The sequence below is a fragment of the Bacillus infantis genome (assembly GCF_050107595.1).
Lineage (GTDB): Bacteria > Bacillota > Bacilli > Bacillales > Cytobacillaceae > Bacillus_AB > Bacillus_AB infantis_C.
On the sequence record NZ_JBNILH010000001.1, the window covers coordinates 321104 to 336236 of the forward strand.

General features: G+C 48.0%; 15 protein-coding genes. 12 read left to right on the forward strand and 3 right to left on the reverse strand.

The genetic code is table 11. The annotated features are described in order from the left end of the window. The first annotated feature begins 15 nt into the window (after positions 1-15). The 4 genes from safA (at position 16) to ACQCVH_RS01585 (ending at position 4063) form a co-directional block, all read left to right on the forward strand. Positions 16-1590 carry a SafA/ExsA family spore coat assembly protein gene (gene safA, locus ACQCVH_RS01570; RefSeq protein WP_426834156.1) on the forward strand — a complete coding sequence of 525 codons (1575 nt, stop codon included), beginning with the start codon at positions 16-18 and terminating at the stop codon, positions 1588-1590. After that, positions 1574-2563: a phosphotransferase gene (locus tag ACQCVH_RS01575; protein ID WP_426834157.1), complete on the forward strand. Its 990-nt coding sequence runs from the start codon at positions 1574-1576 to the stop codon at positions 2561-2563. Before safA ends, ACQCVH_RS01575 begins: the two co-directional genes overlap by 17 nt. Positions 2564-2650: 87 nt before the next feature. Further along, positions 2651-3268: a YhcN/YlaJ family sporulation lipoprotein gene (locus ACQCVH_RS01580; protein ID WP_426834158.1), complete on the forward strand. Its 618-nt coding sequence runs from the start codon at positions 2651-2653 to the stop codon at positions 3266-3268. Positions 3269-3538: 270 nt separating this feature from the next. Continuing rightward, positions 3539-4063 carry a BofC C-terminal domain-containing protein gene (locus tag ACQCVH_RS01585; protein WP_426834159.1) on the forward strand — a complete coding sequence of 175 codons (525 nt, stop codon included), beginning with the start codon at positions 3539-3541 and terminating at the stop codon, positions 4061-4063. A 53-nt stretch (positions 4064-4116) separates the two neighbouring features. Here ACQCVH_RS01585 and ACQCVH_RS01590 read toward each other — a convergent pair whose 3' ends face one another. Next, entirely contained in the window at positions 4117-4635 is a 519-nt protein-coding gene (locus ACQCVH_RS01590; protein WP_426834160.1) for an endonuclease, read from the reverse strand. 133 nt (positions 4636-4768) lie between these two features. Here ACQCVH_RS01590 and ruvA point away from each other — a divergent pair, with 133 nt between their 5' ends. The 5 genes from ruvA to yajC are packed head-to-tail and all read left to right on the forward strand — an operon-like array spanning position 4769 to position 8992. Further along, the gene (ruvA, locus tag ACQCVH_RS01595; protein WP_224898733.1) at positions 4769-5380 is read left to right on the forward strand and encodes a Holliday junction branch migration protein RuvA; all 612 of its coding nucleotides are present in this window, start codon (positions 4769-4771) and stop codon (positions 5378-5380) included. 51 nt (positions 5381-5431) lie between these two features. Beyond that, the gene (gene ruvB, locus ACQCVH_RS01600) at positions 5432-6433 is read left to right on the forward strand and encodes a Holliday junction branch migration DNA helicase RuvB (protein ID WP_426834161.1); all 1002 of its coding nucleotides are present in this window, start codon (positions 5432-5434) and stop codon (positions 6431-6433) included. A 53-nt stretch (positions 6434-6486) separates the two neighbouring features. Continuing rightward, a complete protein-coding gene (gene queA / locus ACQCVH_RS01605; protein ID WP_426834162.1) occupies positions 6487-7515 on the forward strand; it encodes a tRNA preQ1(34) S-adenosylmethionine ribosyltransferase-isomerase QueA in 1029 nt (342 codons plus the stop codon). Positions 7516-7542: 27 nt separating this feature from the next. After that, entirely contained in the window at positions 7543-8682 is a 1140-nt protein-coding gene (tgt, locus tag ACQCVH_RS01610; protein ID WP_426834163.1) for a tRNA guanosine(34) transglycosylase Tgt, read from the forward strand. A 25-nt stretch (positions 8683-8707) separates the two neighbouring features. Then, positions 8708-8992: a preprotein translocase subunit YajC gene (gene yajC / locus ACQCVH_RS01615; RefSeq protein WP_022544225.1), complete on the forward strand. Its 285-nt coding sequence runs from the start codon at positions 8708-8710 to the stop codon at positions 8990-8992. 234 nt (positions 8993-9226) lie between these two features. Here the strand turns inward: yajC and ACQCVH_RS01620 are convergent, their stop codons facing one another. After that, a complete protein-coding gene (locus ACQCVH_RS01620) occupies positions 9227-9616 on the reverse strand; it encodes a TIGR04086 family membrane protein (protein ID WP_426834164.1) in 390 nt (129 codons plus the stop codon). A 213-nt stretch (positions 9617-9829) separates the two neighbouring features. On the opposite strand from ACQCVH_RS01620, the gene ACQCVH_RS01625 reads away from it, so the two are divergent. Continuing rightward, the gene (locus tag ACQCVH_RS01625; protein ID WP_426834165.1) at positions 9830-10477 is read left to right on the forward strand and encodes a DUF421 domain-containing protein; all 648 of its coding nucleotides are present in this window, start codon (positions 9830-9832) and stop codon (positions 10475-10477) included. 42 nt (positions 10478-10519) lie between these two features. Here the strand turns inward: ACQCVH_RS01625 and spoVB are convergent, their stop codons facing one another. Then, positions 10520-12082 carry a stage V sporulation protein B gene (gene spoVB / locus ACQCVH_RS01630; protein ID WP_426834166.1) on the reverse strand — a complete coding sequence of 521 codons (1563 nt, stop codon included), beginning with the start codon at positions 12080-12082 and terminating at the stop codon, positions 10520-10522. Positions 12083-12211: 129 nt separating this feature from the next. Between spoVB and ACQCVH_RS01635 the strand changes: the two genes are divergently transcribed. After that, a complete protein-coding gene (locus tag ACQCVH_RS01635) occupies positions 12212-12505 on the forward strand; it encodes a post-transcriptional regulator (RefSeq protein ID WP_426834167.1) in 294 nt (97 codons plus the stop codon). A 262-nt stretch (positions 12506-12767) separates the two neighbouring features. Then, complete coding sequence (gene secDF / locus ACQCVH_RS01640; protein ID WP_426834168.1) at positions 12768-15029, forward strand: protein translocase subunit SecDF; 2262 nt, start codon at positions 12768-12770, stop codon at positions 15027-15029. The last annotated feature ends 104 nt before the right edge of the window (positions 15030-15133 follow it).

Sequence of the window (15133 nt, forward strand, 5' to 3'; positions counted from 1 at the left end):
AGGAGGGATATCAGAGTGAAGATCCATATCGTACAGAAAGGGGATACTCTTTGGAAGATCGCCAAGAAGTACGGCGTGAACTTTGAAGAGCTGAAGAAGATGAATTCGCAGCTCAGCAACCCTGATATGATTATGCCCGGGATGAAGATAAAAGTTCCTACAGCAGGGGGAAGTATAAAGAAAGAAGCCCCGATGGGAATGTCTCCTGAAGCAAAAATCAATATGGGCGCGAAGAAGGAAATGCCAAAAGCAGAGCATCCTTTTGCAAAAGAAAAGCCAATGCAGGCTGTGGAAGCGCCGCAGCCACAGAAAGAAGCACCAAAGCCGCAGGTGACGGCTCCAAAGATGGAACAGCCGAAAGCACCTTTTGTTCCAAAAATGCCGCAGCCGATCATTCCGGATATTGATATCAATAATTACTATATGATGAACATGCCTGCCCCTAAACCGCAGCCAAAGCCGCAGCCAAAGCCGCAGCCAAAGCCGCAGCCAAAGCCGCAGCCAAAGCCAAAGGCCATGCCGAAACAGGAATACAAGCCGAAGCCGATAGAAGAGCCGGCAGCCCAGATGCCGATCACCATGCCAAAGCAGCAGCCGCAGCTGCCGCCAAAGCCGATGAATATTCTTCCCGGCATTAAGCAGATTGGTGAAGAAAGCCCTGAAATGGAAAGTCCAGAAACAGCGCAGATGCCGCTGCAAGGAGGTTATAAACAGCCTATGTACCCTTATCAGCCAAACTATTATCAAGGATCTCCGGTGAACCCGGGGCATGGTTATCAGCAGCCTGGCCAATATCCGCAGGTTCAGGGGGCTTCCATGCCATATCAGCAGCAGATGCCATATCAGCAGCAGATGCCGTACCAGCATGGCATGATGCCTGGAATGGAAGGTGCCGGCCAGATGCACCACCAATATGAAGAATCTTCATCCTTTATGCCTATGGCCAACACAAATCCGATGTATGCCCAGCCGACAGGTGTTATGGGAATATCAGATCAGCAGCAGCAGCTGCCATTGTCTCCTATGTCCCAGCAGCAGCTTCCGCTCCAGCCGACCCAGACGATGCCTGCCATGCAGCAGCAATATCCATTTCCTCCATACCCAGCCTGCCTTCACCCGGTTTCACCGGTAATGCCTGGCCCTGGCTACGGTGCCTGTGAACCGGGGATGCCATACGGATATCCTCAGCAGCCTATGGTACAGGGAGCAATGGAGGAATATGAGTCACCTTCTATGGCCCAGATGCCATTAATGCCTTCGCAAAGCCAAATGCCGCTTATGCCTTCTGAAGCCCAGATGCCGCTCATGCCTCAGCAGGGTGTCCAGGGAGTGTCTGATGACTGCGGTTGCGGCTCAGGCATGCCGCAGATGATGCCGGGCATGCACTATGGAATGCAGCAGGGAATGCACCATATGGGGATGGGCATGCCGCAAATGGGGTATGGAGCCCCATACCAGCCTCAGTATGGACAGCAGATGGGCTACGGCCAATCGCCATACATGGGACAGCCGCAGGGTTATGGCCCGATGGGCGGCCAGGCATTCGGAATGCCGCGCTTTGACGATGAGAGCTATGAATTTAATGGTTAAAAGCTGGGGAGACGATTCTTATTGCAATCGTCTCCTCTCCTATTTGCGCCAAACCCTCCCTTTTCCTGTTAAGAAACTCTCGCCGGTCAGAAACAATGTCATGCTGATTGATGCCGGGCAGGACATGTATGTGTTGAAAGGGTATTCCTCTTACCAGCGCCTTAAAATCCAGGAGGCCTTCACCTCTTCCCTCAAAAAAGAAGGTTTTGATTCTGCCTGCAGCTTTGAAACAGTATCTTCCGTCCAGCCGCTTTATGATGGGAGGTATTATTATGGAGTCATGGAGTACATTGTCCCTGGCGCCTCTTTCTCTTATCTTAATGAAGCTGACCGCAGCGCCGGGCTTGACCTGTTAGGCCAGTACCACCATACAGCAGCGAAGGTGGCCGGACGCTATGATCGTGTCCTGCCGCGTTTCAGCCAGATTGAAAAATGGCGTGAAAGGGCAGCGCTGTTTTTGAACAATCAGCCAGTGGTTAAATTTTTCGTCCAGAAAGAATTGATTGAAGAGCTAATGGGCTGGGCGGATTGGTCCCTGAAAGGTATGGAGCGGGAAAAGGCATTTTTCGAAGCTGAAAATGAAACAGTTCTTCATGGGGATGTAGCCCACCATAATTTTCTAAGAGATGAAACCGGTAAGGTTCATTTGATCGACTTTGACTTAATAAGCATTGGCTCAGTTTGTATGGACTACCTTCAATATGCCAACCGGATCCTGCCGTTTATCGGCTGGTCTGCCGAAGAGCTGGCAAAGTATGATGTTTTATCTCCGTACCTTAGGAAAAAGGGATTTATTTATGCCCTGGCGTTTCCCTCCGACATTTTTCGGGAATGGAACAGATTAGTCAGAGAAGGGACATATAATGAACCTTATAAAACAAGGCAGCTGCTTGACATGACAGCAGGGCAGTTTACCGAAAGGAAGGCTTTTATCAAAGAACTGATGGAGCTTGAGAAAAATCTCCCGGATTAGCTGGACAAAACTTTCAGGATGAAATCGAACCTTCGCCGGTAAGCTATTAAGGAGCCTAGCTCAAAATTGGCGAAGGGGGTCAGCCGCTTGAACCAAAAATTTCTGGCAGTACCATTTGCAGCATTATTAAGTCTTGGCCTCACAGGCTGCGCTATGGGAGGAAGCGGCAAAGATACAGCTTCTGAAGCGGGACACCGCACAGAGTCGCTGGGAGCCGGCAGGGAACGGGATAAGAATCCATCCAGTCCGCTTGCAGCCTATGACAAGAATTTTTATCAGCATGATAATCGTTTCAGCCACAGTGATGCCAATTATCACGGGCATCTGGATGATAATACAAAGGAAGCAAAAAGATCCTATTATACGGCTTACGAAGGGCAGCTTGCGGAAAAGATAGGCGATGAAACGGCAGCTGTCCGCAATGTGGAAGATGTCCGGTCTGTCGTTTACGGAAGCGATGTGCTGATTGCTGTCGATCTGTCCGACTACAGCAGGGAAGAGCAGACAAAGCAGGACATACGGCAGGCTGTGTCCCCTTATCTGCGGGGGAGGTCCTGTACAGTGGTTACAGATGAAGGCACCTTCAGCCGCATCCGCAATATAGACAATGACCTGAGGGATGGCGGGCCAAGAGAGCAGATCGACCTGGACATGAAGGATATGTTCCATTCGCTCAGGCACAGGCTCAATGGCGATGGCCGCTGATTTTTGGAAAAGCAGAGCTGCGGCTTTGCTTTTTCAATACATAGATAAAGGCAAAAAGGGAGGACAAGGAGTTGAAAAAGAGAATAAGCAGGAAAAAATTCTGGTCGTAATTTTATTCACCGTCGCTTTCCTTTTAATGTTGTCCATGCTGAGGAGGCTGTTTTTCTAAAATCCCTGCTCCGGTATACCCCTAAAAAAATTGGCATATTTAATGTGAAGCTGGAAACAATAGAAATAAAGTTTTGGAATCCAAACCAGGGGTGATCTGTTATGAGAACCAATCCAATCCGGCTGCTTGCCTCATTTCTCCTGATAGCTGTATGGTTTGCTGTAATTGCAGGTACAGAAACAGGAATCCCGGTGCAGGCATCTGAAAGCGGCCCGCTCGAGCTTTCAGTTATACTGGAGAGAGTGTATCTCGACGGGGAAATGAGCGAAGAGGAAATTCAGGAAACCGTCTGGTCCCTGGAGGATTTCTGGTCCAAGTATGACGAGTGGCAGCTGGTTGAAATGGATGAGGGCCAAATGGTTTTCCGGCAGTCGGTGGACGACATTTCACCTTTATTAAAATCGAACGGGTATTTTGGATTGACGGATGAAGGCATCTTGACCATCTATAACGGCAGGCCGGACAAAAGCCGCATTATCCAGTCTTTTTTTCAGATTGATATAAGGAAGCTTGAAAGCAAGAAAAGGGAACAGCTTGAAAAGGGCATCCCAATCATGACGAAGAACAGATATGCGGAGGTGCTGGAGGCCTTTCAGTCCTATTCAATAAGCGGAAGCGGCCAGTAGCATAAGCAGAGTGTATAAAAAAGCCCTGGTCCAATTGGCCAGGGCCGGCTTCATTACTTTTCATAGCCGGTTACAATATAATTTTTGTCTTTCATTTCCACTGTATATACTGCATTTTCAGCAGTTGTCACAGTGGCTTTGTCTGCATCGCCTTCAATCTTGACGTCTTCCTGCGTTGTATCAAGGAATGAAGGGTTGAAGAACGGATCAGTATTGACAATCATCTTGCCATCTTCAGATTTCTGGTCTGTAGCATAGTGTGCATACATTTCTTTTGCCAAATCTTCGCTGTAGTATTTTGAAAGGAATGCGGATGCAGAGCTTTCATCAGCAAAGCTTGAGTTAATGACGATCGTTTCTTCATCAGCAGCTGTTTCTTTGTTGAATACCTCGTTTACCTTCAGCTCTGCAATGCGGACGCTATTATAGATTTTTGATTCAGCAGCCTCATTCAGTTCAGCTGTCTTTTCTTCAGAAGCTTTTTCCTCTTTGCCCTCATCTTCATTTGAAGAGCAGCCTGCAACGGCAAATAATAGTGTGAAAATTGCTAAAAGAGATAATAGTTTCTTCAATTCACTGACCCCCAGTCATTTTTTAAAACCTCTCCCATTATATAGAAATAACGCTGAAAATTGCAACTTTTTTCTTCGGCAAATCTTTGTAGTATGATAGAATGAGGTACAGAAAATTTGGGGAGCGAGACATTTGTTTGAATATATAAAAGGCACGGTCGAATTTATCGGCCCTGAGTACATAGTGATTGAAAATAATGGGATAGGCTATCAAATTGCCACACCCAACCCGTTCAGCTATTCAAATAAGCAGGGAGGGGAAATCCGGATTTTCACCTATCATTATGTAAGGGAAGATATTTTCGCCCTGTACGGCTTCCATTCCCGCGAGGAGAAAATGCTGTTTACAAAGCTTCTGAACGTTTCCGGCATCGGGCCAAAAGGAGCCCTTGCAATTCTTGCTTCCGGAGAGCCGGCTCAGGTCGTCCAGGCGATTGAGGATGAAGATGAAGCGTTCCTGGTCAAATTCCCGGGCGTTGGCAAAAAAACAGCGCGCCAGATGATCCTTGATCTGAAAGGCAAGCTGCAGGATGCCATTCCGGACTTCTTTCCCAATCTGTTCAATCCTGATGCGGCCAAGCCTGCTGCCACAGGAAGTGCAGCTCTTCTTGAGGAAGCCATCCTGGCACTCAGGGCGCTTGGCTATTCCGAAAAAGAGGTCAAGCGCATCAAACCGGCATTGGAAAAAGAGAAACTTACAACAGATGAATATATTAAAAAAGGCTTGCAGCTGCTGCTTAAGTAGGACGGAAGTCTTCTTTTGCAGGGCTCGGCAGCCAAGGGGTGAATACAGCTTATGGAAGATCGGATTATTTCCGGTGAAGCGGACCTTCAGGACGTCTCCTTTGAACAGAGCCTGAGGCCGCAGACGCTGAGGCAATATATCGGGCAGGATAAAGTGAAGGAAAACCTGGAGGTCTTCATCCAGGCTGCGCGAATCCGCGGAGAGACTTTGGACCATGTCCTGCTTTACGGTCCCCCGGGGCTCGGAAAAACGACGCTGGCCGCAATCATAGCCAATGAGATGGGGGTCAATCTCAGGACAACCGCCGGCCCTGCCATTGAAAGGCCGGGGGATCTTGCCGCCATACTGACTGCGCTGGAGCCGGGTGATGTTCTTTTCATCGATGAAATCCACCGGCTGCCGCGTTCGATAGAAGAGGTGCTGTACCCGGCGATGGAGGATTTCTGCCTTGATATCGTCATCGGCAAAGGCCCGAGTGCGCGGTCTGTGAGGCTCGACCTTCCCCCATTCACTCTGGTGGGGGCAACGACAAGAGCGGGTTCAGTATCAGCGCCGCTCAGAGACAGATTTGGTGTCCTCTGCCGCCTTGAGTATTATAATGAGAGTCAGCTCAAAGATATTGTTTCAAGGACGGCCGATGTCCTTGAAACGGGCATAGACGATCTGGCGGCTTCTGAAATAGCCAGGAGATCCCGGGGGACGCCGCGGATCGCCAACCGCCTTCTGAGGCGGGTAAGAGACTTTGCCCAGGTCAAAGGCGACGGCAGCATCGATGCAGTTCTTGCCCATGATTCTCTCGAACTTTTGCAGGTCGACCGTTTAGGCCTTGATCATATTGACCATAAATTATTAAGAGGAATCATAGAGAAATTCCGCGGCGGACCTGTCGGGCTGGAGACGATAGCCGCTACAATCGGGGAAGAGTCTCATACAATTGAAGATGTCTATGAACCGTACCTGCTTCAGATCGGCTTTTTGCAAAGGACCCCAAGGGGGAGGATTGTGACGCAGCTTGTCTACCATCACCTTAACCTTGAGCTGCCAGAGGCTTGAAGCTGTTATTGAAATAATAAAATTGAGTAATAAAACAGATAGGGTGAAACACCATGAAAGTAGAAATGTTTGATTTTCATTTGCCTGAGGAGCTGATTGCCCAGACTCCTTTAGAAGATAGAACAAGCAGCCGGCTGATGATGCTCAACAAGGAAAACGGAGCACTGCAGCATGAAACATTTAAAAACCTGCCCGAATATTTGAATCCGGGTGACTGCCTTGTGCTCAATGATACAAGAGTGCTGCCTGCAAGGCTGTTTGGCGCCAAGGAAGGAACCGGCGCGAAAATTGAAGTCCTGCTGCTGAAACAGCAGGAAGGCGATGTATGGGAAACGCTCATTAAACCGGCAAAAAGGGTTAAGGAAGGAACAAGGATCGAGTTCGGGGGCGGCCTTCTGTCAGCTGTCTGCACTGGTACGGAAGACCAGGGGGGAAGGCTGCTGAAATTCGATTATGAGGGCATTTTTTATGAAGTGCTGGAACAGCTTGGAGAGATGCCCCTTCCGCCTTATATCAAAGAGCAGCTGGATGACCGTGAACGGTACCAGACTGTCTACGCAAAAGAAAGGGGATCAGCTGCCGCACCGACCGCCGGACTTCATTTTACCGAAGAACTGCTGGATGAAATCAGGGAAAAGGGTGTGCATATCGCTTTTATTACCCTGCATGTAGGGCTTGGGACCTTCAGGCCAGTCAGTGTCGAGGATATTCAGGAGCACAGTATGCATGCCGAGTACTATCAGGTCACTGAAGGAACCGCAAGGCTGTTGAATGAGGTCAGGGAAAACGGAGGCAGGATCATCACTGTCGGCACCACCTCAACACGCACACTTGAGACGATTGCAGACGCCAATGAAGGCAGGTTCGAGCCTGGAAGCGGATGGACAAGCATTTTCATCTACCCTGGCTATGAGTTCAAGGCGATTGACGGGATGGTCACCAATTTCCATCTGCCCAAATCGACGCTGATCATGCTGATCAGTGCACTGGCAGGCCGGGAAAATGTGCTGAACGCCTATAATGAAGCTGTGAAGGAGCGCTACCGCTTTTTCAGCTTTGGAGACGCCATGCTGATCATCTAGCATGGAAACGGAAGGAGAACGAATAACTTGACAGCAATACGGTATGAATTGATAAAAACATGCAAACAGACAGGGGCGCGGCTGGGCCGGGTGCACACCCCGCACGGATCATTTGAAACGCCTGTCTTTATGCCAGTAGGAACACTGGCCACAGTTAAGACAATGTCGCCGGAGGAAGTGGCAGGCATGGGTGCCGGGATCATCCTCAGCAACACCTATCACCTTTGGCTTCGCCCGGGGCACGATATCATCAAGGAAGCAGGCGGCCTCCATAAATTCATGAATTGGGATGGCAGCATCCTGACAGACAGCGGGGGCTTCCAGGTATTCAGCCTCAGCCAATTCAGAAAGATTGAAGAAGAAGGAGTCCACTTCCGGAACCATCTGAATGGAGACAAACTGTTCCTTTCGCCGGAAAAAGCGATGGAAATCCAGAACGCACTCGGCTCTGACATCATGATGGCTTTTGATGAATGCCCTCCTTATCCGGCTACATACGAATATATGAAGAAATCAGTTGAGCGGACATCACGCTGGGCAGAGCGCTGCCTGAATGCCCATGAACGCCCGGATGACCAGGGCCTCTTTGGGATCGTCCAGGGCGGAGAATACGAAGAATTGAGGAAGCAGAGCGCCCGTGACCTTGTATCGCTTGACTTCCCGGGTTACGCAGTCGGCGGCCTCTCTGTCGGCGAGCCAAAGGACGTCATGAACAGGGCGCTGGAATTTACGACGCCGCTTCTTCCTGCGGATAAGCCGCGCTATCTGATGGGGGTCGGATCTCCGGATTCTTTGATTGATGGCAGCATCAGGGGCATCGACATGTTCGACTGCGTCCTGCCGACGCGGATTGCCCGCAATGGGACACTGATGACCAGCAATGGGCGCCTTGTCGTTAAAAATGCCAAATTTGCCCGCGATTTTGGACCGATTGATGAAAATTGCGACTGCTATACTTGCCGTAATTACAGCAGGGCCTATATCCGCCACCTGATTAAATCTGACGAAACATTCGGCATACGACTTACAACTTACCATAACCTTTATTTTCTGGTAAACTTAATGGAACAGGTTAGACAAGCAATCCGCGAAGATCGCCTGGGTGATTTTAGAGAAGAATTTTTCGAACGTTACGGTTTCAATAAACCGGATGCGAAAAATTTCTGATACATGAAAGGGGTGAAAAAAAGGAATGGATATTTTAGGTACATTAGGACCATTATTACTGATGTTCATCTTATTTTATTTCCTGCTTATCCGTCCGCAGCAAAAGCGCCAGAAATCTGTGCAGCAGATGCAGTCGGATCTGAAAAAGGGAGATAAGATTGTAACGATCGGCGGCCTCCATGGCATTGTCGATGCTATCGATGAAGATAAGATCGTCATCAAATGCGGTGACGGCAGCAGACTTACATATGATCGTGCAGCGATCAGGGAAGTACGGGCAGCAGCCGAAACAACATTGGCGAAATCATAATAAGAAAAGCGCAAGCGCCTTGCTCACCCCCGACAAGCACAAGCCAATCCTCCCGGAAAGGCGTTCTTTGCCTTTTTGGGAGAATTGGCTTGTGACCTCGAGGGGGTAGGCGCTGGAGCTAGACAGTGATTAAGTTAGAGAAAATAAATATTTTCTTTTAAGAAAAGAAGCAGACACATCGTGCTGCTTCTTTTTTATTGCCTTTGTAAAACTATAGCGTTTTGGTTTGGGCTTCTATGCTGCCCTTGATTTTGATGACATGTTAACCCCCAGGATCCCGCCCATCATACAGACCAGCAGGAAACACGTATGATAAATCGTCTGTTCAGCGGAAAACAGGCTGTCATGCCCGAGATATTGGAACAGGAAAATGATCAGTGTAAAGATGGCGCCAGTCAGTCCCCCGAGCAGCCATCCTTTCTGCTTTCCTTTTCCCCCGGAGATGAAGCCGCCGGCAAACAGTGAAATGAAAGCCAGGATTTCTGCGGGAAGCTTTATGGATGACTCGTCCATTGAAGTGAATTTCAAGAGCAGCGAGAACACCAGGCTGCTGGCAATCGCAATGATAAAGATGCTCCCTATCCCGTATAGCACCGCACTCCCCATATGTTTGGATTCTTCCATTCATTTCCTCTCCCTTCAAACGATAAATCCTAGTACAAGCATATTCGCAGCCGTATCCTTTTAGAATAAAAATTTTTAGCATGAGGGCGGGCTTTTTCCTCCAGGATGAAGTGTGTGGTAAGCATCAGAGCCATATGGAAAAAGCTTTCTTAATGACAGTCCTGGACGTGAAGCATACTAATGTTGGAATGTAATGAAGAGGAGGAGGCAGTTTTGGCAGAATATATAATAATCATTGCGAGGACACTTTTATTGTATGGGGTCATCCTCCTGATTTTTCGGCTGATGGGCAAAAGGGAAATTGGCGAACTGAGCGTGCTGGATTTAGTGGTATATATCATGATTGCCGAAATGGCAGTGGTTGCGATTGAAAATCCTGACAGCAGCCTTGTGAAAAATATACTTCCAATGATGCTCCTGATGGTTATACAAATCGTTCTGGCCATCCTTTCTCTCAAAAGCAAAAAATTCAGGGACATTGTGGACGGAAAGCCTTCCATTATCATCAATCAGGGGAAAATCGATGAAAATACGATGAGGAAGCAGCGCTATAATTTCGATGATCTCCTCACTCAGCTGAGGGATAAAGATATCAAAAATATTGCGGACGTCGAATTTGCAATCCTGGAACCTTCAGGCAAGCTGTCTGTGTTTGAAAAAGATAATAGGAAAGGCAGCGACATTGATCATCCTCTTATCATAGACGGAAACTTACAGGAAGCAAATCTCGCCTCGCTCCATAAATCGCGCCAGTGGCTGACAGAGCAGCTGAAGAAAAAAGGTTATGATGAGATCAGGCAGATTTCCTTCTGCAGCTATTCCAATGGAAACCTTTATATTGATCCCATCGATGAAAAATAGATGGACAAAAAATGGCGTTCAGGACGCCATTTTTATTTTTCATCATTTGAAGGCAAACTTTGAAAGTGGCGGACCGATCACCGGGATCCGCAGTACATCTTCTTTTGTAATCAGCCTGAAGAGGAGCAGGAAAATCAGATACAGCATTCCCATGATCATCGTGGATATCACAACCTTAAAAGCCAGAAGCATCCCCTCAGGCATCAGGCTGAATGAGACATGGCCCCCCCAGCCGGCCAGGCCCATGACAGCAAAGGTTTTAACATAATCCATAATATAAAAAGTGAATGATATTGTTTTAAGCACGGTTGCAAAATGGAGCAGAGTAACTAGAACAAATCCGACCAGGATGCCGAGAGCCACCCCGTTGATGCCGAATGCCGGCTGGCTGGCAAGGATAAAAATGACAGCAATTTTTACAATTGATCCGATCAGGCTGTTGATCATCGCGGCCCTCGCAAGGTTGAGTGCCTGCAAGGTGGCTTGAAGCGGCCCCTGGTAGTAGTAAAACAGAAAGAAAGGAGCCATCAGCTTAATGAACTGGTCTCCGCTCGAACTTCCATACATAACCTCCATCAAAGGGCTGGCAAGGACATAGAGAAGAACGACTGCCATCCCCCCTGTAATAAAAGAGAATCGGAGCGCCTGCTGGAGCCTGTGTTCAATCAGCTTCATATCCTTTCTTGAGTTGGCCTCGCTGATTGCCGGCACCAGAGAGGTGGAAAGGGAGTGGGTGACAAAAGACGGCAGCAGCAGCAGCGGCATGGCAAAGCCTGTCAGGGCCCCGTATTGCTTGGTGGCTGCGATGGCAGCCACCCCGGCCAGGGCAAGGCTGTGCGAGACAACGATAGGCTCGAAAAACCAGGCAATCGATCCGATCATCCTGCTGCCGGTTGTCGGCAGTGCAATCTTCATTAAATCGCTGAAGGTGCTTTTCCCGGACTGGACATAGCCGAAGAAATTTTTTCTAAGCCTGAACCTTTTCTTCAGTTTAAAGGCTGCCACAAGATAAACCAGTGAAACCAGTTCCCCGATCACAGAAGCAAACATTGCAGCTGCGGCGGCATACTCGATCCCATACGGCAGGAAAGCCTTCGTCAGCAAGGCGATGAGCCCGATCCGCACAATCTGCTCAAGTACCTGTGAATATGCTGCGGGCTTCATTTGCTGCCTTCCCTGGAAATATCCCCTTATGACTGATGAAACAGCTACAATCGGCACAATGGGGGCAATCGCAAGCAAGGGCAAATGTGTCCTTGGATCAGTGAAAAGAGTTTCAGACAGTATGGGAGCGAGCAAAAACAAGGCCGGCGTGAAAATGGCAGAAAGAGAAATGGTTACAGCAAGAGATACAGCCAGAATCTTTTTGATTTTTGCCGTATCTCCCCTGGCTTCTGCCTCCGCTACATTTTTGGAGATGGCAACGGGCAGGCCAAGCTGTGTAATTGTAATGACAAGGATCAGAGTGGGAAATGCCATCATATATAAGCCGACACCCTCTTCACCGATGAAGCGGGCAATCACAATACGGTTTATGAATCCGAGAACCCTTGTCACCAGGCCGGCAGCCAGTAAAATAATCGTTCCTTTTAAAAACTTAGACATCCTGTTCCCTGCCTTCTCAAAATAGGTATAATCATATACAATTAACTATATGCCGCGATTAGGACAAAGCATGACAAGTTATCTTGATTTTTCTATTTCGAATAGAATAGCGGGGGAGGAGCCTTAGTGATGAAAGGCCATGTATATGAAAAGTTTCGCCGGCAGGTGCAGCCTGCACTGCAAAGCAAGCTGGAGGAATTCAGGCTGCTGAATTATGGAGATGTTGCAGAAGAAGAGCTTTGGAGGTATCTGACTGAAAAAAAATGGCGGAAACCGGACGAAGATGCCAGACTATTTGAAATAGTCAGCGGCATCCTGGAAGTCAAAGCGGCTGATTATTTCAGCTATGCAACGGTCGAGGCGTTTAAAGGAAAAGGCCTTGGTGAGTTGAGCGAGGAAGACAGAAGGAAGCTGCTTGAATAGGGACAAGCTGTAAGCAGCGCTTACTGTATATACAATTCTTTTTTTTTATTAAGAACCATTTTATTATGAAGGGACAAATTGACAGCCATTCCATTCTATTTCATAATGGATATGTTGGTTTTTCCGGTCTATTTATAGAAAAAAACTGCCCGCGGGAAAGCGGAGCAGGCTTAAAGATTGCAAGCAGCACCCGGCGCTGCAGCAGGCTCTGTACAGGGGCTTTCTGCAGGGGCCGGAAGTTTAAGGGGGATATAACAGCACAATGGTAAAGCGCAGCAGGATTGTTGCCTTCTTCCTGATTGTCATTCTGATCGGCAGTCTGATGGGGGGCACAACGAAAAACATACTGAATAATATCAAGCTCGGCCTGGATCTTCAGGGCGGTTTCGAGGTACTTTATGATGTAAAGACCAAGGATGGGAAGAAAGCGACGAAAGAAGTGCTCAACAGCACCGCAGAAGCGCTGGACAGACGTATCAACGTCCTGGGCGTCAGTGAGCCAAGCATCCAAATCGAGGGCGATAATCGGATCCGCGTCCAGCTGGCAGGTGTCGATGATCAGAATAAAGCCCGTGAGTTGCTTTCCACTGAAGCCAATCTTTCCTTCAGAGATGTCAATGACCGTGAAATGATGAATGGGTCTGACCTTGTAGAAGGCGGAGCAAAACAGACTTTCGATGAAAACGGCAAGCCAAGCGTTTCCTTGACGCTAAAGAGTGCCGAGAAGTTCAAGGAAGTCACACAGGAAATTGTCAACATGGGAGCGCCGAATAACCTGCTGGTTATCTGGCTCGACTATGAAGAAGGCGATTCTTTCAAAGAAGAATCACAAAAAGAAGATCCAAAATACCTTTCTGCACCTCAGGTCAGCCAGGTATTCAATCAGGATACAGTTTCGATCGTCGGTAATTTTTCTCTTGAAGAAGCAAAAACACTTGCTTCCCTGCTGAAGGCGGGCGCGCTTCCAGTTGAGCTCACGGAGGAATATTCCACCAGTGTCGGTGCCAAGTTCGGTGAAGATGCCATGCAGAAGACCATTACTGGCGGTATCATCGGCATTTTGGTCATCTTCCTGTTCATGATTGCGTTTTACCGATTCCCGGGTTTTATTGCAACCATAACATTGTCTATTTACATTTATCTGGTACTGCTTGTCTTCGACTGGATGAATGGTGTATTGACACTCCCGGGCATTGCCGCATTGATCCTTGGGGTCGGCATGGCAGTCGATGCCAACATTATTACCTATGAGAGGATCAAGGAAGAGCTGAAGGTCGGAAAGTCAATCAAATCGGCCTTCCAGGCAGGAAATAAAAATTCATTGTCTACGATCCTTGATGCCAACATCACTACCATTCTTGCGGCGATCGTTCTATTCCTGTACGGGACAAGCTCAGTCAAAGGATTTGCCACAATGCTTATCCTCAGCATCCTGGCAAGCTTCATTACGGCTGTCTACGGTTCACGTTTGCTGCTTGGATTATGGGTAAACAGCAGGATTTTCACGAAAAAGCCTGCCTGGTTTGGGGTCAAGAAAAGCGAAATCAAAGATATTGCTGAAAACTATGATACGCTTGACCTGCCTACCAAATATGACCGGTTTGACTTTGTCGGTCACCGCAGGAAGTTTTTCATCTTCTCTATTGCAATGGCTGTTGCCGGCATCATTGCCCTATCTGTTTTCAAGCTGAATCTCGGCATTGATTTCGTAGCGGGTACAAGGGTTGAAATCCAGGCTGAACAGACTTTGACAAAAAGTGAAATTCAGGATGAGCTCAGCAAAGTCGATCTTAAAACCGATGATGTCATTATTTCAGGAGACGATGGGGAGATTGGGGTAGCCCGATTCAAAGATCCCCTTGGCAAAGATAAGATCGCTGAGCTGAAATCCCATTTTACAGATGTATACGGCGGAGAGCCTAATGTCAGCACAGTATCTCCTACAGTCGGAAAAGAGCTGGCGAAGAATGCTTTCAAAGCTCTGCTGATTGCCGCTGTCGGCATCATCATTTATGTGACGATCAGATTTGAAATATACATGGCGCTAGCAGCCGTCATTGCTCTGCTGCATGATGCATTCTTCATCATCGCCCTGTTCAGTATCATCCGCTTTGAGGTGGATATCACCTTCATTGCAGCGGTACTCACAATTGTCGGTTATTCAATCAATGATACGATCGTTACGTTTGACCGTATCAGGGAAAATATGCACAAAAAGAAAAGGCTCAAAACCTTCGATGATATTGCAGAGGTTGTCAACAAGAGCTTGAGGCAGACGCTCGGACGTTCTGTCAGCACTGTAATAACGGTCGTCATTGCCGTTATAGGCCTGCTGATCTTCGGCAGTGAGTCGATCCGCAGCTTCTCATTCGCATTGCTTGTCGGCCTTGTGGCCGGAACCTATTCCTCGCTCTTCATTGCCTCCCAGCTGTGGCTGGTATGGAAAAATAAAGAGCTGAAGAAAAAAGGCGTCATCAAAACAGAAAAAGTAAAACGCAAAGCATCAGACGAGCCGCAGGTCTGATCTGCTGAAGAAAAACACAGGAAAACCTTTCCTGTGTTTTTTCTGTTTTAATCCTTAAGTGCTTTTTGATTGCTGATTTTCGGATACACTATAAGTATTAAACT